22 protein-coding genes are annotated in these 22,856 nt (G+C 70.4%); 7 read left to right on the top strand and 15 right to left on the bottom strand.

Annotated features, from left to right (window positions below):
- Positions 1 to 17: 17 nt before the first annotated feature.
- From FPZ12_RS34850 to FPZ12_RS34815, 8 genes are all read right to left on the bottom strand, one after another.
- Complete coding sequence (locus tag FPZ12_RS34850; RefSeq protein WP_243770196.1) at positions 18 to 1,151, bottom strand: sensor histidine kinase; 1,134 nt, start codon at positions 1,149 to 1,151, stop codon at positions 18 to 20.
- On the bottom strand, positions 1,148 to 1,825 hold the full coding sequence (locus FPZ12_RS34845; protein WP_166463006.1) for a response regulator transcription factor: 678 nt from the start codon (positions 1,823 to 1,825) through the stop codon (positions 1,148 to 1,150). The genes FPZ12_RS34850 and FPZ12_RS34845 overlap by 4 nt, the downstream gene beginning before the upstream one ends.
- A 46-nt stretch (positions 1,826 to 1,871) precedes the next feature.
- Entirely contained in the window at positions 1,872 to 2,555 is a 684-nt protein-coding gene (locus FPZ12_RS34840; protein WP_144757067.1) for an anti-sigma factor, read from the bottom strand.
- A complete protein-coding gene (locus tag FPZ12_RS34835) occupies positions 2,552 to 3,106 on the bottom strand; it encodes a sigma-70 family RNA polymerase sigma factor (protein WP_144757065.1) in 555 nt (184 codons plus the stop codon). The genes FPZ12_RS34840 and FPZ12_RS34835 overlap by 4 nt, the downstream gene beginning before the upstream one ends.
- A gap of 23 nt (positions 3,107 to 3,129) precedes the next feature.
- The gene (locus FPZ12_RS34830; RefSeq protein WP_144757063.1) at positions 3,130 to 4,044 is read right to left on the bottom strand and encodes an SCO0930 family lipoprotein; all 915 of its coding nucleotides are present in this window, start codon (positions 4,042 to 4,044) and stop codon (positions 3,130 to 3,132) included.
- Between the two features lie 187 nt (positions 4,045 to 4,231).
- Positions 4,232 to 5,866 carry a DUF1996 domain-containing protein gene (locus FPZ12_RS46710; RefSeq protein ID WP_243770195.1) on the bottom strand — a complete coding sequence of 545 codons (1,635 nt, stop codon included), beginning with the start codon at positions 5,864 to 5,866 and terminating at the stop codon, positions 4,232 to 4,234.
- Positions 5,867 to 6,046: 180 nt separating this feature from the next.
- Positions 6,047 to 6,745 carry an anti-sigma factor family protein gene (locus FPZ12_RS34820; RefSeq protein ID WP_144757061.1) on the bottom strand — a complete coding sequence of 233 codons (699 nt, stop codon included), beginning with the start codon at positions 6,743 to 6,745 and terminating at the stop codon, positions 6,047 to 6,049.
- A 6-nt stretch (positions 6,746 to 6,751) separates the two neighbouring features.
- Positions 6,752 to 7,300, bottom strand: coding sequence for a sigma-70 family RNA polymerase sigma factor (locus FPZ12_RS34815; RefSeq protein WP_144757059.1), 549 nt, complete (start codon positions 7,298 to 7,300; stop codon positions 6,752 to 6,754).
- 317 nt (positions 7,301 to 7,617) lie between these two features.
- On the opposite strand from FPZ12_RS34815, the gene FPZ12_RS34810 reads away from it, so the two are divergent.
- Genes FPZ12_RS34810 through FPZ12_RS34785 form a run of 6 tightly spaced genes read left to right on the top strand, consistent with a single transcriptional unit; the run spans position 7,618 to position 11,231 of the window.
- Positions 7,618 to 8,076 (top strand): hypothetical protein, encoded by a 459-nt coding sequence (locus FPZ12_RS34810; RefSeq protein ID WP_144757057.1) that lies wholly within the window; start codon positions 7,618 to 7,620, stop codon positions 8,074 to 8,076.
- Positions 8,060 to 8,824, top strand: a complete 765-nt coding sequence (locus FPZ12_RS34805) for a DUF4142 domain-containing protein (protein ID WP_243770194.1) — start codon at positions 8,060 to 8,062, stop codon at positions 8,822 to 8,824. Before FPZ12_RS34810 ends, FPZ12_RS34805 begins: the two co-directional genes overlap by 17 nt.
- A gap of 30 nt (positions 8,825 to 8,854) precedes the next feature.
- Positions 8,855 to 9,451 carry a ferric reductase-like transmembrane domain-containing protein gene (locus tag FPZ12_RS34800; RefSeq protein ID WP_144757055.1) on the top strand — a complete coding sequence of 199 codons (597 nt, stop codon included), beginning with the start codon at positions 8,855 to 8,857 and terminating at the stop codon, positions 9,449 to 9,451.
- Positions 9,448 to 9,687: a ferredoxin gene (locus FPZ12_RS34795; RefSeq protein ID WP_144757053.1), complete on the top strand. Its 240-nt coding sequence runs from the start codon at positions 9,448 to 9,450 to the stop codon at positions 9,685 to 9,687. Before FPZ12_RS34800 ends, FPZ12_RS34795 begins: the two co-directional genes overlap by 4 nt.
- On the top strand, positions 9,680 to 10,936 hold the full coding sequence (locus FPZ12_RS34790; RefSeq protein ID WP_144757051.1) for an NAD(P)/FAD-dependent oxidoreductase: 1,257 nt from the start codon (positions 9,680 to 9,682) through the stop codon (positions 10,934 to 10,936). The genes FPZ12_RS34795 and FPZ12_RS34790 overlap by 8 nt, the downstream gene beginning before the upstream one ends.
- Positions 10,937 to 10,955: 19 nt before the next feature.
- On the top strand, positions 10,956 to 11,231 hold the full coding sequence (locus FPZ12_RS34785) for a helix-turn-helix domain-containing protein (protein WP_144757049.1): 276 nt from the start codon (positions 10,956 to 10,958) through the stop codon (positions 11,229 to 11,231).
- A gap of 46 nt (positions 11,232 to 11,277) precedes the next feature.
- On the opposite strand, the gene FPZ12_RS34780 is transcribed toward FPZ12_RS34785, so the two are convergent.
- The 3 genes from FPZ12_RS34780 to dxs are packed head-to-tail and all read right to left on the bottom strand — an operon-like array spanning position 11,278 to position 15,459.
- Entirely contained in the window at positions 11,278 to 12,381 is a 1,104-nt protein-coding gene (locus tag FPZ12_RS34780; protein WP_144757047.1) for a tetratricopeptide repeat protein, read from the bottom strand.
- Entirely contained in the window at positions 12,378 to 13,541 is a 1,164-nt protein-coding gene (locus tag FPZ12_RS34775; RefSeq protein WP_144757045.1) for an ATP-binding protein, read from the bottom strand. The genes FPZ12_RS34780 and FPZ12_RS34775 overlap by 4 nt, the downstream gene beginning before the upstream one ends.
- 7 nt (positions 13,542 to 13,548) lie before the next feature.
- Positions 13,549 to 15,459 (bottom strand): 1-deoxy-D-xylulose-5-phosphate synthase, encoded by a 1,911-nt coding sequence (gene dxs / locus FPZ12_RS34770; RefSeq protein ID WP_144757043.1) that lies wholly within the window; start codon positions 15,457 to 15,459, stop codon positions 13,549 to 13,551.
- Between the two features lie 272 nt (positions 15,460 to 15,731).
- Between dxs and FPZ12_RS34765 the strand changes: the two genes are divergently transcribed.
- Positions 15,732 to 17,201, top strand: coding sequence for an aldehyde dehydrogenase family protein (locus FPZ12_RS34765; RefSeq protein ID WP_144757041.1), 1,470 nt, complete (start codon positions 15,732 to 15,734; stop codon positions 17,199 to 17,201).
- 647 nt (positions 17,202 to 17,848) lie between these two features.
- Here FPZ12_RS34765 and FPZ12_RS34760 read toward each other — a convergent pair.
- Genes FPZ12_RS34760 through FPZ12_RS34745 form a run of 4 tightly spaced genes read right to left on the bottom strand, consistent with a single transcriptional unit; the run spans position 17,849 to position 22,811 of the window.
- Complete coding sequence (locus FPZ12_RS34760) at positions 17,849 to 19,003, bottom strand: DUF2786 domain-containing protein (protein WP_144757796.1); 1,155 nt, start codon at positions 19,001 to 19,003, stop codon at positions 17,849 to 17,851.
- A gap of 4 nt (positions 19,004 to 19,007) precedes the next feature.
- Positions 19,008 to 19,571 (bottom strand): TIGR03086 family metal-binding protein, encoded by a 564-nt coding sequence (locus FPZ12_RS34755; protein WP_144757797.1) that lies wholly within the window; start codon positions 19,569 to 19,571, stop codon positions 19,008 to 19,010.
- Entirely contained in the window at positions 19,555 to 20,799 is a 1,245-nt protein-coding gene (locus tag FPZ12_RS34750; RefSeq protein WP_144757798.1) for a class I SAM-dependent RNA methyltransferase, read from the bottom strand. The genes FPZ12_RS34755 and FPZ12_RS34750 overlap by 17 nt, the downstream gene beginning before the upstream one ends.
- Positions 20,796 to 22,811, bottom strand: a complete 2,016-nt coding sequence (locus FPZ12_RS34745) for an APC family permease (RefSeq protein ID WP_144757799.1) — start codon at positions 22,809 to 22,811, stop codon at positions 20,796 to 20,798. Before FPZ12_RS34745 ends, FPZ12_RS34750 begins: the two co-directional genes overlap by 4 nt.
- Positions 22,812 to 22,856 lie beyond the last annotated feature (45 nt).

Raw genomic sequence — 22,856 nt, 5'->3', positions numbered from 1 at the left:
TGACGCGGAAAAGAGCCCTAAGTCCCCACCGGGAGCAGCACCGTGACCGACAGTCCTCCACCGACCACCGGCTCCGCGGTGACCGCTCCGTCGTGCGCTTCCACCGCGGCGCGCACGATCGAAAGCCCGAGCCCGGCACCGGTCTTCGCGGTGCGCGCGACCCCCGCGCGCCGGAATGGTTCGAACAACTCGGCCACCGTCTGCGGATCGACCAGACCGCCCGAAGATCGCACACGCAGCATCTGCCGCCGCTGGCCCGCCTGCGTCACGACCTCGATCCAGCCCCGCTCCACGTTGTGCCGCACGGCGTTTTCCAGGAGGTTGCCCGCGATCCGTTCCAGCAGCGCCGGATCTCCTTGCACGGGCGCGGATTCGGTGTGGAACGTCGCGTGGATACCGCGCTGGTCGGCCTCCCCGCGCACGGCGCGCCAGGCGCGGGAGACGAGCTGCTCCAGATCCGTCGGCTCGCGCACCGCCAGGCCCGCTCCGTCGGTGCGGGCCAGCAGCAGCAGCGAGCCCACGAGCTGGCCCGCGCGCTCCGTCGCGTCCCGGACCACATTGCCCATGCGACGGAGTTCGGCCGCGTCGGCGTCGGGATCCGACAGCGTGACGTCGAGCTCGGTGCGGATCACGGACAGCGGAGTGCGCAGTTCGTGGCTGGCGTTGGCGACGAAATGGCGCTGCGCCTCGAAAGCCTCCTGCAGCCTGTCCAGCATCGCGTCGAAGGTGTACGCCAGCTCCGCCAGCTCGCCCTTGGTGTCAACCTCACCGATGCGCTCGCCGATCGACTCGATCGACAGCCGCTGCGCCGTGCTGGTGACCTCGCGCAGCGGCCGCAGTACGCGCGAGGTGAACGTCCAGGCGAGGATCGCGGTGGCGAGGACCACGCAGCAGAACGCGATGGACCCGAACAGCAGCACCTTGTCGCGCGCGTGCTCGCGCATGTGGGCGGCGAGCGCGGAGGCGTCCACGTCGATGCCGTCCACCCGCACCAGGGTGCCCGGCGGCATCTGCGGGACGGCCGCCACCGCGTCGCCGACCAGCACCCACGCCAGCCACAGCAGCACCAGGCTCACGCCGGCGGCGAGGCCGGTCGAGAGCAGGGTGATGCGCGCGCGCAGGCTGCTGGGACGCAGCGCGCCCGGCCTCACTCCGTCTTGGTACCGGCGTCGCGTACCCGGTATCCCGATCCCACCACGGTCTCGATGATCCCAGGCTCGCCCAGCTTCTTGCGCAGGGTCATCACCGTGACCCGCACCGTGGTGGTGAAGGGGTCGGCGTTCTCGTCCCACACCCGCTCGAGCAGCTCCTCGCTGCTGACCACGGCGCCCTTCGCCGACAGCAGCACCTCCAGCACGCCGAACTCCTTGCGGGTGAGCTCGACGGGCCCGCCGGCGCGGCGCACGGTGCGCCGGGCCGGATCGAGCTCGACGTCACCCGCGATGAGCAGCGGCGGCGCGGCCGGAGTGGCCCGGCGGCCGAGCGCGCGCACACGGGCGACCAGCTCGGGGAAGGCGAACGGCTTGGACAGGTAGTCGTCCGCGCCGAGGGAGAGCCCCTCCACGCGGTCGGACACCGTGCCGCTCGCGGTCAGCATCAGGACCCTGGTCAGCTCGCCGGAGGCGACGATCTCCTTGCACAGGTCGTCACCGGACATGCCGGGCAGGTCACGGTCGAGCAGCACCACGTCGTAGCGGGTGATGCTCGCCTTCTCGTGCCCGTCGTCGCCGTTGAGCGCGATGTCCACGGCCATGCCTTCCCGGCGCAGCCCGCGCGCGATCGCGTCGGCGAGTGGTTCTTCGTCCTCGACTACCAGAATCCGCACGTCAACCACCGTGCCACACGATCCTGAGAACCACCTTATGAGAGTTTCAGACGTTCACCGAAACGAACTTCTTCCCGGCGAAGTTCTCGACCTCGACGGCCTGGACCTCGGCGGGGGCCACCAGCGCGGCGCCTTCGAGCTTGGTGCCGTCGCGCTCGCCCGCCTCCGACACGAGCCAGCTCCCGGCCTCCTCCCGGCTGCCGTCGCGCGCGACCACGAAGATGCGGCACTTCTCCCCCTTGGGGATCCCGGCCACCGACGCGTCCAGCCGCACCCAGCCCGCGGCGGGCTGCACGGAGACGGTCATCTTCGCGCCCGTCGAGGCGTCGGTGGCCGATGCCGTCCTCGTGCCCGCCGGCGCCTGTTCGGCCACGACGTTCTCGGGCGCGGTGGTACGGCCCACGATCACCCCGCCGCCGACGAACGCGATCGCCACCGCCGCGGCGGCCACGCCGAGCACCGTCCGGCGCCGCGTGGCCCGGTCCTGTGTCTCCTGCCGGATCTGCCGCAAAGTGCGCTGCAGCACCAGGTCCCCGCCTTCCGGGGGCCCGTCCAGCATCGCCTCGGGTGGCAGCTCGTCCAGCGCGGCGCGAGTCATCCGCAACTCCGCCAGCTCGGCCTGGCAGCGCCGGCACGAAGCCAGGTGCTGCTCCATCGCACGCATCTCCTGCCGGTCCAATGCTCCGAGCACGTAGGCACCGAGCGACGCCGAATCGTGGGGGGCGGTCATCCGGTCACCTCCGGGATCGCGACCTGCCGGCTTCCGCCGAAAGTCTGCCGCATCGCGCGCAGCGCGTAGTACGACCTCGACTTCACCGTGCCGGGCGGCACGCCGAGTGTCTGCGCCGCTTCCGCGACGCTGCGGCCGCGGAAGTAGATCTCGGTCAGCACGTCCCGGTGTTCCGGGGACAGCTGTTCCAGCGCGTCGAGTACGACCATGGAATTGACGACCGTGTCGGCGTGATCGGCCTGCACCGCCGTGACTGCCGGGGTTTCGGCGACCTCGGCCGGCCGGGCGGCCTTCGCGCGGTACCGGTCGGTGATGATGTTGCGGGTCACCGTCAGCAGCCAGCCGCGGACCGAACCCTTGCCGTTGACGAGCGCGTCCGGATGCCGCCATGCCCGGACCAGGGTCTCCTGCACCACGTCCTCGGCGGCGGCCCTGTCGTTCGTCAGCCTCGTCGCGTAGGCGAGCAGCGCCCGCCCGTGCTCCTCGTAGAGCGATCGGATCAGTGCCTCGTCGGCGACCGCCGCTCGTTTGCGGGCCCAGGGAGCCGGCATCCGGTCACTCCTTCGTCGGTGGGTCAGTAGCCGCCGGTACCGGCGGCGGTGGGTTTCTTGCCCTCGGCGACCTTGCAGCCGGCGGGTTCGACCTCGAACCAGGTGCCGCCGACGGCGTGCCCGTTCGCCTGCCCGGGCGCGGTGTCCTTGCTGTAGCGGTACATCGGCCAGCCGCCGACCGTGACCTGCTCGGAGCCGTCAGCTCGGGTCACCTTGCCGACCAGCTTCGGGTCGACGCCGTTGATCCGGACCTCGCCGACCGCGAGCAGCGGCGGCCACGTCGTGGCGCAGGCACCGTCGCAAGTGGACTTCGAAGGTTTCTTGCTGTCCTTGGTGAACAGGTAGAGCGTCATCCCGTTCTGGTCGGTGAGTACCGTGTCCAGCCCGGGAATCGTGGTCGTTCGGATCTCGGTGTCGTTGACGGGCGCGGGCGCGGCGGCCTTCGCGCCGGTGGGGGTGACCGCGGCCCAGGTGCCGCCGACGCCCTGGCCGTTCGCCTGCCCGGCCTGGGTGTCCTTGGCGTAGCGGTAAACCGGCCAGCCGGCGACGGTGACCTGCTGGGTGCCGTCGGAGCGGGTCACTGTGCTCACGAGGTCAGCGTCCACGCCCTGCACGTCCACCGAACCCGTGGCGAGCAACGGCGGCCAAGTCGTGGCGCACGCACCGTCGCAAGTGGACTTCGACGGGTTGCCGGTGTCCTTGTCGAACCGGTACAGCGTCATCCCGTTCTGCTCGGTGAGCACCTGGCCGAGGTCGCCGACCACGGCCGCGGTCAGTTTCACCGTGCCCTGCGACGACGCCGCCTGCTTCTGGATCACCACCGGGTTCGGCGAGGTGGTGGCCGGAGCCGGGGTACCGGTGGCGCCGGAGGTGCAGGCGCCGAGCAGGCCGAGACCGAGGACGGCGGCGCTCGCCGACACGATGAGACGCGCGGACATGGGGAGTCTCCTTCTTCGGCTGGGGCGGCCGCCACGATCCGGGCGGCCGGCACCCAGCACACGTGTCCCGCACGGGCCCGGTTCAGTCGTTTCCGACCGAATTCTCCGCGCCCCTGTCCGGGACACCACACGGCCGAACGGCCGGTTCCCCGCGTCCGGACGGACCACGGGGAGCCGGCACGGCCGGTCATTCCTTACAGGTGCGGCCTCCGTTCACACAGGTCACGAGGCGCCACATGATGCACTGCGACATGACGTTGGCGAAGTCGTCGTGGTCCGACAACGGGTTGTGGTGTTCCTCGGGGAAAGAGTCCACTTTGTACTGTCCGGCGACCTGGACGTCATGGGGGATGTCGTAGGTCAGCGTGACGCGCAGTTGCGGGACGGCGACGAAACCGTTGCCGCAGCGGCCGCTCGAGTCGGGGAACACGATGTGCGTGCGGTGGTTGGCGCTGTCGATGTTCTGCCCGTCCCAGCAGCTCGGGAAGTCGTGGATGCGCTCCACCTGGCTGCCCTCGGGGCAGATCGGGTACTTGTCGATCAGCCGGTCCTCGAAGCCGGTGCACGTCCAGGCGGCGCGGGCGTTCGTCGGGCCGTTGGCGCCTTCCTTCGCGTCGCCGGAAAGCACACGCAGGAACTGCGGCATGGCGCGCACACGCGTCACCGGGCTGCCGCGGAACGTGAGCGAAACCGTGGCGGGTTGCTGGATTTCCCCGTCATTGCCAGAAAGTTCGTTGTTCTCGTCCGGGCCGGGGAGCTCCGATGTGGTCGTGGTGGCGGCCGCCGAGGAGGTCGAGGAGTCGGTCGTCGGCTCCTCCGTCGTCGTGGTGTCCGTCGTGGTGGTGTCGGTCGTGGTGGTGTCCGTTGTGGTGGTGTCCTCGCTGCTCGTGTCCGTCGTGGTCGTGGTCGTGGTCGTGGTCGGGTCGGAGGTGGTCGTGTCCGTCGTGGTTTCCGCGGCCGTGGTGGTGGTCGTCGCGGCGGGGCTGGACGAGGTGTTCTTGCCGCCCCGGTGCCGCCCGCGGTTCTTCACCCCGCAGCCGGAAAGGTCACGGCCGTGCCCGATCCGCTGCCCGGTGGCCCGGTTGATCCGGTCGATGCTGCCGCGCCGCTTGTCGCTCAGCGTGCGCGCCACCTGATCCTGCGCGGCGGCGTCGGTCGCGGTGGCCAGCTGCGCCTGCGCGTCGGTGACTTGCTGGTCCATCGCCTTCAACTCGGTCTCGACGGTGGCCGCCGCGGCGTCGCTCATGTCGTCGATCTGGCTGGCGACGTCCGGACAGCTCACCTGCGCGGTCTGCGTGGTCGCCTGCGCCTGCGCGCGTTCCGCGGTCACCTGGGTTTCTTCCGGCGACTGGGCGGCGTTGGTCTCTTCCTCGTCGCCGCGGTCGATCCGCACGACAGGCCAGAAGTAGGCGGACTGGTCGCCGTTCTTGCAGGTGGTCCCGCCGGCCAGCAGGCTTTCGTTGGTGGAGTCGGCGTTCGTGGTCAGGTTGCCGACGTAGTCGTGCAGATGCTGGGCACCGTTGTGGATCCCGGGCTGCGCGATGAAGTTGTCCGGGTTGAAATGCTGTTCCTCGTTCTTGCCACAGTTCACGGTGAACGTGCCGGTGGAGCCGTTCCGCTGGTTCGCGGGGGTGTTCACGTTCGGCGCGACCGTGGTGATGTCGACGAAGAACGACTTGTCCACGGCGTCGGCACTGGCGCTGCCGGTGTCGGTCGCGGTCGTCGCGAAAACCACGCCACCGGCCGCGAGCGCGAACCCGGAAAGGGCCGTGGCGATCTTCGTTCTCCGGGTGATGCGGTGCCGGCCTTCTGTGCGGGCCATTACTCACCTCGTTGGGTTTTCTCGCCCCGCGTCCGGCGGAAAGAACGGCCGCGGGGGCAACAGCTACGGATGGGTTGGTGACGGAGAAGGCCCCCGAGGCCCGTCACTGGGTAATACGGAGATAACGCCCACGTAGTTCAAAACGCGATCTGCGCGTGATCTGGCCGAGATAGAAGCTGGTCAGCGGGGAATGCTGGCGAGCACCGTTCCGCCGTCGTCGCGGATTTCGAAGCGCGAGATGTCGGCCGGGGCGAGCCCGGTGCCGCCGGAGACGCGCAACGGCAGCATTTCCGCGGTGGTTCCCTGGGGCACCGTCCAGCCCGCCACCGTCACCTCGGGACCAGCCCATGGCACGGCGACCAGCTGGCACCGCTGCGGGCCGGAAACACCGTTCAGCACGAGCTGGATCGCCGAGCCCCACGTCGTCTGCTGCACGATCACCTGGGCCTGTAAGCCCTTTCCGGACTCACCGCCGTCGAAAAGACTGGTGCTGGGCGCCGTCGACGCGGGCGCGCTGGCGGCGACGGGCGCGGACTCGGCGTAGGAATCGTCATCCGAGTCGAGGGCCACGGTCACCAGCGGCCCGGCCACGATGAGCAACCCGGCAGCCGCGGAACCGATCCTCAGTATCGTCTTGCGCCTGCGGCGCGCGAGTGCCACTTCGTCGAGCAGCCCACCCAGCGCGCGCGGCTGCGGGATCGGCGGATCCGGCCAGTATTTACGCACTTCCGCCAGTATCTCGGGAAGTTCGTACATCTCCAGCAGATCGAGCTGGCAGTGCGGGCAGTCGAGCAGATGCGCCTCGAAGACCGCGTTCTCGGCCTCGTCGAGGACGCCGAGAACGTAGGCGGCGATATCGGTGTGCGCGGCCCCTCCCACCTCACGTCACCCCCGATCTCGTAAGGCCCGCCGTAGCGCGCGTACCGCGTGGTAGATGCGGGACTTGACCGTACCGGGAGGAATCCCCAGCGTCGCCGCGACCTCGTTCACGGTTCGGTCACGGATGTACGTCTGGAGAACGGCTTCTCTTTGCTCAGGCGAAAGGTTGCCCAGTGCTTCGTAAACCACCATGGCGGCGAGCGTGCGGTCGGATTCGTCGGGCACGCCGACCGAATCCGGCGCCGCCTCTTCGACCTCCTGCGGGCGCGCCTGCCTGCTGCGCCAGCCGTCGATGACAATCCGGCGGGCGACGGTGTAGAGCCACGCGCGCAGCATTTCCGGTTCGCGGTCGAGTTTGTCGGCGTTGCGCCACGCGCGGATCAGGGTCTCCTGAACCACATCCTCGGCCCACAACCGGTCACCTGCCGTGAGGGTCAGCACGAACGCCAGTAGTGGCCTGCCGAACTCCTGGTAGAGAGCGGCGGCCAGATCGTCATGGCCGTCATCGGGCTCCGGCTCGACGACGGCTCGCAGCGTTCTGCTGTGGCGTCCCACGGCGGATATCCTGGCCGCGAACCGGTTGTGAGTCCAGTACCAAAAAACCACAAAAAATCATTGAACCGGCGACAACCGCCCGCCGTATCCCCCGGCGAAGGCCCCGCACGGCGTTGACCCCCGACAACGCCTCAAATCCATTATGGACAGTTCTGTCCACAGTGGGTCAAACACGCCCTCTTGCAGGGACTATTCCCGCAATGGCACACGCCCTGGCCCCCGACAGGGAAGGATTCACGATGTCTCGGAAACCCCGGTCCATGATCCCGCTGTGCGCGGCGGGATTCTCGGTAGTCGCGGCCTGCACAGGTTGTGACATGTCGGGTACCTATTCTTCTTCCGGCTCCGCCACCTCCGCCGCCTCGATGCCGATGGACCAGGTGCAGCCCGCGCTGAACGCGGTGCGCGCCTTCGATCTCGGCCAGATCGTGGTGGACGGGCAGGGATACACCGTCTACCGCTATGACCGCGACGGCACCAAACCCCCGAAATCCGCGTGCGAGGGAACCTGCGCGCAGCTGTGGAAGCCGGTGCCCGCGGCGGCGACCCAGCTGCTGGAGGGCATCGACAAGACCAAGGTCGGCTCGCTGACCAGGGCCGACGGCACCGACCAGGCCACACTTTCCGGCTGGCCGCTCTACCGGTACGCCAAGGACGAGATGCCCGGCGAAACCGCGGGGCAGGGTGTCGGCGGAACCTGGTACCCGATCACCCCGGCCGGCGGCAAGGTTCTGGCCAAGGCCGACCCGGGGCAGTCCGATGCGTTCGGGCTGTGACCGGGCCGCCCGGGTCCTGCTGCTGACGATCTTGCTGGTGCTGAGCCAAATGCTGGCACCCGCGCTCGCCTCGGCACAGACCGCGACGCTGACCGCGGCGGACCAGGACCTGCTGGTCCGGGTGCGCCAGGCCGGGCTGTGGGAGATGCCTTCGGGCGATCTGGCCCGCAGCCGCGCGGACAACCCGCTCGTGCGGCAGGTCGGGATGACGCTGATGGTCGACCACGGCAGGCTCGACGTCGCGGTGCGGGACCTGGCCGCGAAGTACAACGTGGCCCTGCCCGACCAGCCGAACGCCGACCAGCAGAGCTGGCTGGCCGAAGAACGCGCGGCGCCGACCTCCTCGGAGTTCGAGCGGGTGTTCGCCAACCGGCTGCGCGCGGCGCACGGCGTCATCTTCAGCGTGATCGCCGGCGTGCGCGCAGGCACCCGCAACGACGAGATGCGCGCGTTCGCCGACACCGCGAACCAGGTGGTGCTGCGGCACATCACGTTGCTGGAGAGCACCGGGCTCGTCGACTACACCAAACTCCCCCAGCCCACGGTGAACACCACCGCCGCCACCTCCGCGTCCTCGGCGCTGGACATGTCCGCGATGGGCATCGTCACCACCGTCGTACTCGGGGCGCTGCTGTGCGGGGCGACGCTGCTCCTGCTGTGGCTGATCCGCAATTCCGCGAGAAGAAGAACTCGATCAGGAGACCACGATGCCGCTGACCTCGAGCCGGAAGACGTACCGGCCCGTTAGCCAGAAAGCGCTTTCCGGGAGGCGGTCACGGTGCTGACCGTCGCCCTCACGCCGCTGGCACAGCAGTCCGCCGACACCGGCCTGCGCGGCGTCGCGCAGATCTCGGCCCGCATCGCGTACGTGTTCATGTGCCTCACGCTCTGCTGGGGCGTGCTGACCGCGACGGGCTGGGTCCGCAACATCACCGGCCGGAAAGCCTTGCGTGGCGGGCACATGGTGCTCGCCACGCTGACACTGGCGTTCGGCATCGTGCACGCCGGCGCGTTCTACTTCCTGTCGGTCGGCGCGTTCTCCGTCGCCAGGCTGACCGTGCCGTTCCTGCCCAGCGGGCTGGCAAGGCACAGCCTCGGCATCATCGGGCTGGAGCTGATGATCGCCATCGCGCTCACCGCGGGCATGCACCGGTTCATCGCCTACCGGCGGTGGCTTTGGCTGCACCGGCTGGCGTATCTGGCCATCCCGATCCTGGCGATCCACTCGTTCTTCGGGGCGATCGCCAACGGGCACCTCGCGGTGCTGTGGCTGGCCGGGCTCACCCTGCTGGTGCCGACGCTGACCCTGTCCGTCCTGCGTTTCCTCCCCTCCCGTGTGCTCGAACGAATCGGCCTTGTCGAGGAACTGGTATGAAAACACTCAACCGTCTGCGAGGTCCGCGCGTCAGCGTGGACAACGATCGCTGCGAGGTCTACGGAATCTGCGTCTGGGAAGCACCCCGGCTGTTCCAGCTCGACCGTGACGGCAGGCTCCGCTACCGCCGTCAGCTGACCGAAACCGATTTCGCCCAGGCCGCCGCGGCCGCCCGCTCGTGCCCGATGCAGGCGATCATGCTGCGCGGTCTCTCGGAGGTGAGCGCCGATGAGTGACGGGGACAGGATCGTCATCGTCGGCGGCGGGGTCGCCGGGCTGCGCGCCGCGGAACGCTTGCGCGAGCTGAAGTTCGACGGCGAGATCATCATCGTCGGCGACGAGCGCCGCCGCCCCTACCACCGGCCGATGGTGTCCAAACAGCTGGTGACCGGCCAGGTCCGCGCGCTCGACGTGGAGCTCAAGTCCTACACCGAGCTCGACGCGCATTGGCGGCTCGGCACCAGGGCGACCCACCTGGACACCGACCAGCGCGTCGTGCACCTGCCCGGCAAGGAGGAACTCTGGTACGACGGGCTGATCATCGCGACCGGCGTGGTGCCGCGCCACCTGCCCGGCTCGCCGCGGCACGACCCGAGGGTGCGCGTGCTGCGCACGGTCGAGGACGCGATCTCGTTGCGCCGGGCGCTGGTGAAGAGCAGCAAACCCGCGGTGGTGATCGGCAGCGGGCTGATCGGCTGCGAGTTCGCCGCGAGCATGCGCACGCTCGGCCGCGACGTGACGCTCGTCGGGCACGCGAAGGCGCCGCTCTACCGGTTCGGGCCGCGGGTTTCGGAGGCGGTGGCGGAAACGCACCGCAAGCACCGCGCCGGGCTGGCGATGAACTCCGAGGTGCGGCACTGGATCAGCACCAAGGAGGCGTTCGGCCTGCACCTGACCAACAACAAGCTCGTCGTCGCCAGCTGCGTGGTGCTCGCCATCGGCAGCGTGCCGGCGACGGACTGGCTGCGTGGCTCCGGGCTGACGCTCGACGACGGCGTGCTGTGCGAGTCCACGCTGTTCGCCGTCGGCGGCGAGGACGTCGTCGTCGCCGGTGACGTGGCGAAATGGCCGAATCTGCGCTTCGACGAAACACCGAGGCGGGTGGAGCATTGGCTCAACGCCGTGGAGTCCGCGCGCGCGGCCGCCGAGAACCTGATGGTCGGGCGGCGGCTCGCGAAACCGTTCACCCCGCTGCCGCGGGCGTGGTCGAGCATCTACGAGCACCGGCTGCAGATGGCCGGAATGCCCGCGCTCGGCGAAGACACCGTGCAGCTGGCCGACGGGGTCACCGGGTTCGTGCGCGGCGGGCAGCTGATCGGCGCCTGCGGCTGGGACCGGCCCCGCGCGATGCTGCACTGGACGGCCGAGCTCGAACGGCGCCTCCCGATCCCGGAGCCGGTGCCTGCCCCGATGGACACCGAAGCCCTGCCGTCACTGGAAGACGCGGTCTTCTCCGAAGAGGAATGGCTCACCGTCGGTGGCTGAACCCGGAAAGGAGACCGCGATGTCCGGACGCTGGAAGGACACTCTCCCGCCGGCGGGCACGGAGGAGCTGCTCGACGCGGTGCGCGGGCACCGGCTGGCCGAAATCCGGCGCAGCCGCGGCCTGACCCAGCACCACCTCGCCGAGAAGATGGGCGTTTCGCAAAGTCACGTCTACGAAATCGAAAGGGGGTCCATCGCGGAACGGGAAGCCCTCGCGCACTACGCGATGGCGCTCGGTGGCCGCCTGCGCCAGACGATCCACTTCGACGACGGCGACATTTCGGTCGTCGAGTAAGGGCGGCGGGGGCCGGCCCAGGGTGACGCTTCACCCCCCGAGAGCGTCACCCTGGGTTTTTCCCTGTCACCACAACGGCCCACGCCGCGCGACGGACCTCGTCCGCGTGCCTGCTGAGCGCGGCCAGCCGTCGGCGGGCCACCAGCAGGCCGAGCGCGTACCCGAGATTTCCCGCCACCAGTAAGTAAAAGGCCAGCCGGGGCCACGGCACGGCGGTCAGCGCCAGCCAGCAGCACACGGCCCAGGCCACGCCGAGCACAATCGGCCGGGAAAGGCGGTCGCGACCCAGCACAGTGACCGCGGCGGTGCGCATCCCGGGCGGGAAGATCCGCACCGTGCGCCTGATCAGCAGCAGCCAGGCCAGACCGGCCAGCACGGCCGTCGCCACCACGTGCGTCACCACGACTGCCGCGGAACCCTCCGCCACCGCCCCGAAGGCGGAGCCGAGCAACGCCGCGAGCCCGAGCCCCAGCACCACGAACCTGGAGCGCACCAGGTACGCCCACACCGCGATCGGCAGGTTGTACAAGGAAGTCGCGTGGCCGGGGACATTCCGCAGCACCGACGCGAACCGCCGGACAGCCCGGCCGGCCTTGCCCAGCCGCAGGTCGACCGACGCCATCGTGCTCAGCACATCCGGGTCGTCCGGCGCGAGGCTCGCCGCGACGGCCAATGGCTCACGAGCTCGCCGCGCCGACGCTTTCCCGCCCGCGCTGACGTAGGCGAGCCCCAGCGCCAGGTGAGCCGACGCGTTGTCCGGAGCCAGCTCGAGAGCCCGCCGCGCGTGCTTTTCGGCCTCAGCGCTGTGGTTTCGCCGACGAGCGAGCAGGCGCGCCATCCTCACGTGCGCGTCCACGTTGTCCGGGGCGAGCGCGAGTGCCTGCCGCGTCGCGTCCAGCGCTTCGGCGTCCCGGCTCGCCGCGGACAACGCGGAAGCCCGCAGCAGCAAGGAATGCGCGGTCACCACACCGAGCCCGATCGCTCGGTCGGCCGCTTCCAGCGCGCGGACCGGGTCCCCGGCCAGCAGCTCCAGGCTCGACATCACCAGCCACAGCTGCCCGTTCCCCGGTTCACCGCCGATGATCGACGCGAGCTCGGCGCGTGCCTCGTCCCAGCGCCGGAGGTCCATCAGTGCTTGGACACGCTTCACAGCAGCCTGCGTTTCTTGAGGTATGCCAGCAGATCGTCATAGGTACCGTCCGTGTTTCCGTACAGCGCCACGTTCTTCGCGGTGGCGAACCAGCCGGCCGTGGACGGCCGGACCTGGCGCACCGCGGTGCTCAACTCCGCCATCCCGATGGGCCGCGGCTGCCCGCTGTCCACCGATTCCAGCAGCGCCTGTTCCGCCGCGGTTTCGCAGACGTGCGCCAGATCCGCGCCGGAGAAGCCGTCGGTCTGCCGGGCCAGCGCCTTGAGGTTGACGCCTTCGACCGGCCGGTCCCGCAGGTTCAGTTCCAGGATCGCCTGCCGGGCTGGCTCGTCCGGCGGCAGCACCAGCACCGTGCGATCGAACCGGCCGGGCCGGCGCAGCGCGAGGTCCACGTCCCACGGCGCGTTCGTCGCGGCCAGCACGAACAGACCCTCGTTCGAGCTGGCGACGCCGTCCAGTTCGGCCAGAAGCTGGTTCACCACGTTGCGGCCGGCACTGGTCGTCAGGCGTGACCGCTTCTGCCCGATCCCGTCGAGTTCGTCGACGAAGAGCACGCAGGGCGCGTGCGCGCGGGCACGGACGAACACCTCGTGCAGGTTGCGCTCGGAGTTGCCGAGCCACATGTCCAGTACGTCGTTGAGCCCTACCGACAGGAACCGCGCGCCCAGTTCGCCCGCCACCGCCTTGGCGAGGAAGGTCTTGCCACAGCCGGGCGGGCCGTAGAGCAACAGGCCCCCGCGCATGCTCTTGCCGTACATCGCCCGCAGTTCCGGATTGCGCATCGGTGCGAGAAATGCCGCGTTGAGCCGTTTTTTGACTTCGGTCATCCCGCCGACATCGGCCAGCGACACCTCGGACCGCTCGATCTCGAGCGCGAGATCCCCGCCCGCGTAGTCGTCGGGCACCGCGGCCCGCTCGTCCTCGACGAACCGCAGCGGGATCACGTTCGCGGGTTTCCGCTCCGGTTCGGGCGCGCGGGCCATCAGCTCCGCGGCGTCGGCGTTGTCCGGTTCGAGCGCGAGCGCGCTCGCCACGTGCCTGATCGCCTCCGCACGCAACCCCCGCTCGACCAGCAAACCGGCGAGATGGAGCCGCAAGGGGACATCGAACGGCGCCGACTCCACCGCCGCGCGCAGACTGTCGAGCACCGCATCGGTCACGCCATGATTATTTCCCCGGCGAGTCCGCCGCTTCCGTCTGGGCCTCCAGCAGGAGGTTCGACGCCCACCCGGTCACCCGGCGGGCCACGTCCTGCGCGGTCAAGCCGACCCTGGCGAGCACCTCGTCCCGCGAGCCGAGTTCGTGGAACTGTTGCGGGACAGCGAGATCCCGCAGCGGCACGTCGCATTCCGCGTCCCGCAGCACGGCGGCCAGCGCGGAACCGAACCCGCCGTGGCGCCCACTGTCCTCGACCGTCACGACAAGCCGGTGCTGCTGCGCCAGTTCGACCAGCTCCGCCGGCACCGGCACCACCCAGCGCGGATCGACGACCGTGACCGCGATTCCCTGGTCCGCCAGCCTTTCCGCGGCCGCCAGCCCGAGCTGCGCGAACGCGCCGACCGCGACCAGCAGCACGTCGCCGCCCTCAGCCGGCTTGCGCAGCACGTCCACCACGCCGGTGCGTTCCACGGCCGGGATCGAGTCCGGCACGCTGCCCTTGGAGAACCGCAGCGCAGTCGGCCCGTCGGACACCGCGACCGCCTCGCGCAGTTCTTCGCACAACGTCGCGGCGTCACGCGGGGCGGCGACCTTCATGCCCGGCACCAGCCCCAGCAGCGACAGGTCCCACATGCCGTGGTGGCTCGGCCCGTCCGGGCCCGTGATCCCGGCCCTGTCGAGCACCAGGGTGACCGGCTGCCGGTGCAGCGCCACGTCCATCAGCAGCTGGTCGAAGGCGCGGTTCAGGAACGTGGAGTACACCGCGACGACCGGGTGCATCCCGCCCATGGCCAGGCCCGCGGCCGACGTGACCGCGTGCTGCTCGGCGATCCCGACGTCGAACCAGCGCTCGGGGAACCGCTCGGCGAACTCGTGCAGCCCGGTGGAGCGCAGCATCGCCGCGGTGATCGCGACGATGTCCTCCCGCTCCGCGCCGATACTCGCCAATTCGCTCGCGAACACCGAGGTCCAGCTGCGGCCCTTGGGCTTCGGCTTGCCGGTCTCCGGGTCGATCGGGTCGGTCTGGTGCATCTGGTCGGCCTCGTGGTTGACCGCCGGCGGGTAGCCGTGGCCCTTCTCGGTGACCGCGTGCACGATCACCGGGCCCCCGAAGGCCTTCGCCGCGTGCAGCGCCTTCTCCAGCGCCACGAGGTCGTGCCCGTCGACCGGGCCGAGGTACTTGATCCCCAGGTCGGAGAACATCATCTGCGGGCTCAGCGCGTCCTTGATGCCCGCCTTCGCGGCGTGCAACGCGGCATAGATCGGCTTGCCCACGACCGGCGTGTGCATCAGCAGCTCGCGCCCGCCGTCGAGCATCCGCTCGTAACCCGGCTGCAGCCGCAGCGAGGAAAGGTGGTCGGCGAACCCGCCGATGGTCGGCGAGTAGGAGCGGCCGTTGTCGTTGACCACGATCACCACGGGGCGGCCGGGCTCGGCGGCGATGTTGTTCAGCGCCTCCCAGCACATGCCGCCGGTGAGCGCGCCGTCACCGACCACGGCCACGGTGTGCCTGCCGCCTCCCGCCAGCTCGAACGCCTTCGACAGACCGTCCACATAGGACAGCGCGGTGGAGGCGTGGCTGTTCTCCACGAAGTCGTGCTCGCTCTCGGCTCGGATCGGGTAGCCCGCGACCCCGCCGGTCTGGCGCAGCAGATCGAACCCGTCCTGCCTGCCGGTGACGATCTTGTGCACGTAGCTCTGGTGCCCGACGTCGAAGACGATCGCGTCCCGCGGGGAGTCGAAGACGCGGTGCAGCGCCATCGTCAGCTCCACCACGCCGAGGTTGGGGCCCAGATGCCCGCCGGAGCGGCGCACCCGGTCGATCAGGAAGTCCCGGATCTCCCCCGCCAGCTGCTCGAGCTGGCCCTGATCCATGCGCTTGAGGTCGGCAGGCCCGTGCACGGACTCCAGCAAAGTCAACTCTCCACCTCATCCCGTAGATCCGCAGACCGTCCGGCCAGTCTACGGAGGGCCGGAACCCCGCGCCGCCCCACGCGGCGTTCCTCACGTGGTCCGGACGCCCGAAACCTCCCCCGGACGCATTCCCCCGCCCGTCACCGTTCAGAGCGGCGCCATCACCTGCGGTGGCTCGATCGCCCGAACGTGGCCGGGATTACCAGCCGACCGGCCCAGGGTGATCCGCCACGTAGGATTTTCCTCCTGGCAGCAAACGGTGTGTGAGGGAGGGGCCGGTGTCGGACTTTTTCGTCGGCGGGGAGTGGGTGGCGCCGCGGCGGGGCGGCCGGCGCGAGATCCGCTGTCCCGCCGATGGTTCGCTGGTCGGCGTCGTCGGTGAGGGCACAAGGGAGGACACCGAAGCGGCCATCGCGGCGGCGCGCTCGGCCTTCGACTCCGGGCCCTGGCCCGCCACACCGGCGCCCCAGCGGGGTGATCTGCTGCTGCGCGTGGCGGAGTTGCTCGAGCGCGACAAGGACGCCTACGCCAGGGCGGAATCGCTGGACACCGGCAAACGCCTGGTGGAGAGCGAGTACGACCTGGCCGACGTCGCGGCGTGCTTCCGTTATTTCGGCAAGCTAGCCGGGAACGACGCGGGCCGGGTCGTCGAAACCGGCAACCCGGACGCGTTCAGCCGCGTCGTGTACGAGCCCGTGGGCGTGTGCGGGCTGATCACGCCGTGGAACTATCCATTGCTGCAGGTCGCGTGGAAGGTGGCGCCCGCGCTGGCGGCGGGGAACACGTTCGTGCTCAAGCCCAGCGAGCTGACGCCGAACACCGCGATCCTGCTGATGCGCACGCTCACCGAGGCCGGGTTGCCCGCGGGTGTCGCGAACCTGGTGCTCGGCGCCGGGGCCGAGGCGGGCGCGCCGCTGTCCGAGCATCCCGGCGTGGACATGGTGTCGTTCACCGGCGGGCTCGCCACCGGCAAGCGGATCGCGGCGGCCGCGGCGGCGACGGTGAAGAAGGTGGCGCTGGAGCTGGGCGGCAAGAACCCGAACGTCGTCTTCGCCGACACCGACTTCGAGACCGCCGTGGACTACGTGCTCACCGCGGTGTTCCTGCATTCGGGCCAGGTCTGCTCGGCGGGCGCGCGGCTGATCGTGCAGGAGGAACTGCACGACAGGCTCGTGGACGAGGTGGTGCGGCGCGCGGAGCGGATCCGGCTCGGCGGCCCGTTCGACCCCTCGGCCGAGACGGGTCCGCTGATCTCGGCCGACCACCTGGCGAAGGTGGAGAAGTACGTCGAGACCGCCCTGGGCGAAGGCGCCGTTCTCCGCACCGGCGGCCGCCGCGCGGACGACGCGCGGCTCGCCGACGGGTACTTCTACCTGCCGACCGTGTTGGACAACGTGCGCCAGGGCAGCTTCGCCGTCGTTGAGGAGTCCTTCGGCCCCGTGCTGACCGTCGAGACTTTCACCGACGAAGACGACGCGATCCGCATCGCGAACGACACCCATTACGGCCTGGCCGGTGGCGTGTTCACCAACGACGCCTCGCGCGCCCAGCGCGTGGCCAACCGCTTGCGGCACGGCACGGTGTGGATCAACGACTTCCACCCGTACCTGCCCCAGGCGGAATGGGGCGGCTTCAAACAATCCGGCTTCGGCCGCGAGCTGGGGCCGACGGGGCTGGCGGAGTACCAGGAGGCCAAGCACGTGTACCAGAACCTGCGGCCGGGCCCGTCGGGTTGGTTCCGCGCCTGAGCCGCGGGTGGCGGTTGGGCGCAGGTTCACGTTCGCGCGCTGGCTGACCGAGCTGAAGTCTGGTGGCGAGGCGGAGTAGTCGCGTGAGGGCACGGCAGCCGCGGTGAAATCCGGTGGCGGGGCGGGACAGTCGCGGAGAAGGCCGCCGGTCGGGCACGCCCTTCACACCCCGGCCCCGCGATCCCCGACGGCGCGATGGCCAACGCGCTGGCTGACCGAGCCGGCATGGTGATCTCACCCGCAGGCGGCCAGCCGCGCCCGTTTGCGTGCTGGCCGCTCCCGCCGCCCAGGTTCGCCATCCCCGCGAGCCGCCCTGCCGCGCCCGCACGTGGGTTGGCTGCCTCGCGTGCCTTGGCCGCACCCGCACGCCGCCCGGGCCGCACCCCGCGCACCCGCGTCGGCGGCCGCACCCACGCGCAGCCCTGCCGCCCCTCGCGCACTCACGCGTGCGTGGCGGCACCCGCGCACGAGTTGGCCGCACCCCGCGCGGATCGGCCCCTCCCGCGCGCCACCCCGCCAGCGCGCCACACCAGCCAGCCCGCCACGCCAGCCCGCCACCTCGGCGAGCTGGCCGCCCCAGCGCGCCAGCCCGCGACACCAGTCAGCCGCCCCCAGCGGGGCTGGCAACCACGCCACCTGCCCGCGAATCAGCCCGTGAGGCGCCTCCGTTCCGGGGTCAGCTTCGCCTGGTCCGCGGCCGCGCGGCCGGCATGCCAGCCGGCACCGTTGCTGATCGAGTGCGTTCGCCGCGCTACGTCCGGGAACAGCCGCCCGAACAAGGCATCCACCTCCGCCCGGCGGCGGGCCAGCACCGGCAGCAGACGTTCGTCCACCACCTGCGCTCCGACGGCCTCATCCGCCTCCGCGAGCCGTTCCCCGATGCGCGCGGCGTACGACAGCAGGAAAGCGTGCCGGAACGAGCGCGTGCGCGAACGCCCGCCCAGCGACACGTGCCTGCCCGCCGCGAGCATCGCCTCCGTCGCCTGCACCAGCAACGAAGTGGCGAGCACGTCGACGATGTCCAGATCCACCTCATGCCCCACCACGGCAAGGAAACCCAGCTTCTCGTACGACACGGCACGGCAGCGGTTCGCCGAGGCCACCGCCGAAACGAGCGAGGACTTCGCGGCCAGGTACGGCTCGTCCAGCCAGAACCGCCGCGCCGAGCCCGCTTCCCGCGAATCCACCAGCGCCTGCTCGAACGAGTAGCGGCTCATCAGCTCCTGCGCCTTGGCCGACAACGCCTCCGCTTCCTCCGGATACGGCGTGGACTCCGCCTTCGCCAGCAACGCCCGCACCTTCGCGAGCATCTTCTCGTCCACGCCCTCGTCCGCGGGCAGCGGCAGATCCGGCAACGGCGGCAGCGTGGCCAGCCCCGCCAAAGCCTTGACAGCACAGGAAAGCGCGTGGTCCGCCGCGCAGCCGTGCCGCCGCGCCCACTGGCTCAGCCGTGGCTCGTCCGCGTCCCACCACACGTCGGCGCCGATGCGCGCCAGCTGCGCGCGCCACGCCCGCGGCACCTTCACCGCCGGGGTGCGTTCGACCTCCGCCACCACCGCGTCCCCCGCGAGGGACGCACCGTCGGAACCTGTGCGGCGCAAGGCGATCCGGTGCACGTCGTACGGCTGCCACCCGCGCCGCAGCAACCGGGAAACGACCTCCAGCAACACCAGATCCGCCCCGGTGGCCACGAGCCGCGCCCGGCCGGGCCGCGCACTCAGCTCCTGCACGACGGCAGCGCGCGAACCCGGCTGCGCGGCGGCGTGCAGCAAAAGCCCGGTGATCTCCTCCAGCTCTCGCATACGCCTACTTCCGCACCGGCTCACGCCCGAGGAACGCCGCGAGCCTGTCGGCCGCGCTCGCCCCTTCCGGCGCCGCCCGCTCGGCCGCGAACGGACCACCGTCCGGGCGCGGTTTCCCGCCGAGCCGATCCCGCCACTGCCGCAGCGCGCCCTCGGCCAAGTCCGGCAGGAAGTCGGTGGGTTGGCCGGTGGCATCCGCGATATCCCAGCCGTGCGCGAGAAACTCGTTGACCCGCATATGCACCAGCGTTGCCCCGGGTACCGGCCCGAACGGCGTTTCCACCGTGCGCTCGAGCAGCCCCGGCTCACTCAACGCGGCACGCACCAGCGCGACCGACCTTTCGAAGGCGCCCGCCGGGTCGTCACCGAGGAAATCCCCGTCCGGTGGCGCCTGCGCGCCGCGCGCCCAGGCGGCGAACTTGTGGTTGCCCTGCGTCAGGTGGTTGACCACCGCCTGCACGGACCAGTCCGTGCAGGCGGTGGGCAGCTCGAACTGCGACGGCGCGAGCGCGCGAACGAGCCCGGTGGCCGTGGTGGCGGAGCGGTCGAAATCATCCAGTGGGTTCACGGGGGCCATCATGCCCCGGACCACCGACAGTTTTCGGAACCACGAGAGCCACGCACTCGACGTGATGTGTCATCGGGAAGGCGTCGAAGGCCCGCAGCCGCTCCAGCCGGTACCCGTGCGCGCCGAACGTGGCCAGGTCGCGCGCCAGCGCCGCCGGGTCGCACGCCACGTACACGACCCGCGCCGGCGCACGCTCCACAATGGACTCGACGACCGCGCGCCCGGCGCCGGCGCGCGGCGGGTCGAGCACCACGACCGAAGGGCTGCCGGGCAGTTCCCTGATCACGTGCTCCACCCGCCCGGACCGCCAGCGCACCTGCGGCAGATCGCTCAAAGCCCGTTCGCCGTCGGACACCGCGCGGCGCCCGGACTCGACGGCCACCACTTCGCCGTCCGGCCCGACCTGCCCGGCCAGCACCGAGGCGAACAACCCGACCCCCGCGTAGAGATCCCAGACCAGACCGCCTTCCGGCGCTTCCGCCCAGTCCCCCGCGACCTCCGCGAACGTGTCCGCCGCCGCGGGATGCACCTGCCAGAAGCCGTGCGCGTCGAGCTTCCAGTCCCGGCCCGCCGCGTGCTGCACCGCGAGCCCGCCCTGGATCTGCCGCGCGCGCCGTTTCCCGCGCACCATGCCGAGCTCGCGAACGTGGATCTGCCCGTCGCCGTCGCTGGTGACCTCCAGCTCCGAACCCGGCCGCCAGCGCCGCGACAGCACCGGCTCCAGCGCGGCGGGCACGGAGATCGGGCAGTCGTCGATTTCGATCACGCGATGGCTGTGGTGCGCGCGGAACCCGGCGCGCCCGGCCTTGCCGACGACCAGCCGGGCGCGGGTGCGCCAGTCCAGCGGACCGCCCGGAAGTGCTTCCACCACAACGGGAATGTCGAGTCCGGCCAGTCGCTGCAGCTGCTCGGCAACTACCCGCGCCTTGAGCTCACGCTGAAACTCGGGCGTGGCGTGCTGCCAGTCGCAGCCGCCACACAACCCAGGACCGGCCACGGGGCACGGCGGCTCGACGCGTTCCGGCGCGGGCTCGAGCACCTCGACCGCGTCCGCGCGGCAGAACGAGCCGCCCTTGTCCTCGGTGACCTCGACGCGCACCCGCTCGCCCGGCAGTGCGTGCCGCACGAACACCACGCGGCCCTCGACCCGCGCGACGCAGTGCCCGCCGTGGGCGACCGCGCCGACCTCGGCCTCGAAACTGCGTCCGGCCCAGCTCGCCGTGGTCACCGCCCGCTTTCCTTGCCGGCGTGGTCATAGAGCCCACGCCGCACGTCGCCGGCCGCGGGCCGGGCCCGCTGCGCGCGGCGCACCGCGGCCTCCGAAGAAGCCAGCTGCCACGGCACGCTCGCCACGATCACACCCGGCTGGAACAGCAGACGACCCTTGAGCCGCAACGCGCTTTGGTTGTGCAGCAACTGTTCCCACCAGCGCCCGACGACGTACTCGGGGATGAACACCGTCACGACGTTGCGCGGATTGTCGCCGCGGACGCGCTTCACGTAGTCCACGACGGGTTTGGTGATCTCGCGGTAGGGCGATTCGAGCACCTTCAGCGGCACCTTGAACCCGTGCTTCTCCCATTCCGCGGTGAGCTGCCTCGTCTCGTCGTCGTCGACGTTGACCGTGACCGCCTCCAGCACGTCCGGCCGGAAAGCCTTGGCGTAGGCCAAAGCCCGCAGCGTCGGACGGTGCAGTTTGGACACCAGCACCACGGCGTGGTTGCGGGAGGGCAGCACGCTCGGCGCCTCACCGTCCACTTCGGCCAGTTCCTCGGACACCCGGTCGTAGTGCTTCCGGATCGCCGTCATCAGCAGGAAGATCGCCACCATCGCGGCGATCGCGATCCACGCGCCGAGCAGGAACTTGGTGATCAGCACGATCACCAGCACGGTGCCGGTCATGGTCAGCCCGATCGCGTTGACCGTCTGCGAGCGCCGCATCCGCCGCCGCGCCGCCGGATCGGTTTCCCTCGACAGCAACCGGTTCCAGTGCCGGATCATGCCGGCCTGGCTGACCGTGAACGACACGAACACGCCCACGATGTAGAGCTGGATCAGCCGGGTCACCTCGGCGTCGAAGGCGATGATCAGCACGAGCGCGAACACGGCGAGGAACAGGATTCCGTTGGAGAACGCGAGCCGGTCGCCGCGGGTGTGCAGCTGCCGCGGCAGGTAGCGGTCCTGCGCCAGGATCGAGCCCAGCACCGGGAACCCGTTGAACGCGGTGTTCGCCGCGAGCAACAGGATGATGCCGGTGGCGAAGGAGACGTAGTAGAAGCCGGGCGGGAAGTGCTGGAACACCGCGTGCGCGATCTGGGTGACGATGGTCTTCTGCTCGTAGCCCGCCGGCGCGCCCTGCAGCTGCACGGCGGGGTCCTCGGCGAACTTCACGTCGGTGATGATCGCCAGCGCGATGATGCCGATCAGCATGGTGACCGCGAGCACGCCCATCATCAGCAGCGTGGTGGCCGCGTTCTTGGACTTGGGTTTGCGGAACGCGGGGACGCCGTTGCTGATCGCCTCGACCCCGGTCAGCGCCGCCGCGCCGGAGGAGAACGAGCGGAGAATCAGGAACACGAAGGCGAAGCCGACGAGCGAATTCTCCTCGTGCAGCTGGAAACCCGCGCTCTCGGCGTGCATCGGGGTGCCGGTCGCGGCCTCGATCAGCCCCCACACCACCATGATCAGGATGCCCGCGATGAACCCGTATGTCGGAATCGCGAAGGCTTTCCCGGATTCGCGGACGCCACGGAGGTTCAGCGCGCTCAGCGTCGCGACGATGAGGACCGCGAAAAGCACCTTGTGCTGGGAGACGAAGGGGATCGCGGAGCCGATGTTCGCCACGCCGGAGGACGTGGACACCGCGACGGTGAGCACGTAGTCCACGAGCAGCGCGCTGGCCACGGTGAGCCCGAATCTGCCGCCGAGGTTGGTGGTGGCCACCTCGTAGTCCCCGCCGCCGCTGGGATACGCGTGCACGTTCTGCCGGTACGACGCGACGACGACGAGCATGACCACCGCGACCGCGACCCCGATCCAGGGAGCCAGCGAGTACGCGGAGAGCCCGGCGACGCTCAGCGTGAGGAAGATTTCCTCGGGCGCGTAAGCGACACTGGAGAGGGCGTCGGAGGCGAAGATGGGCAGCGCGATGCGCTTGGGCAGCAAGGTGTGCGACAACCGGTCACTGCGGAACGGGCGGCCAAGGACGAGCCTCTTGGCCACGGTCGCGAACTTCGGCACCCCGGAAGCCTAACTGCGCGATCGGAAGGAGCCAGTGGCGGCGTG

Origin of the sequence: Amycolatopsis acidicola (assembly GCF_007713735.2) — a bacterium.
Taxonomy (GTDB): Bacteria; Actinomycetota; Actinomycetes; order Mycobacteriales; family Pseudonocardiaceae; genus Amycolatopsis_E; species Amycolatopsis_E acidicola.
The sequence above is the reverse complement of the archived record's forward strand: the minus strand, read 5'-3'. Positions and strand labels throughout refer to the sequence as shown.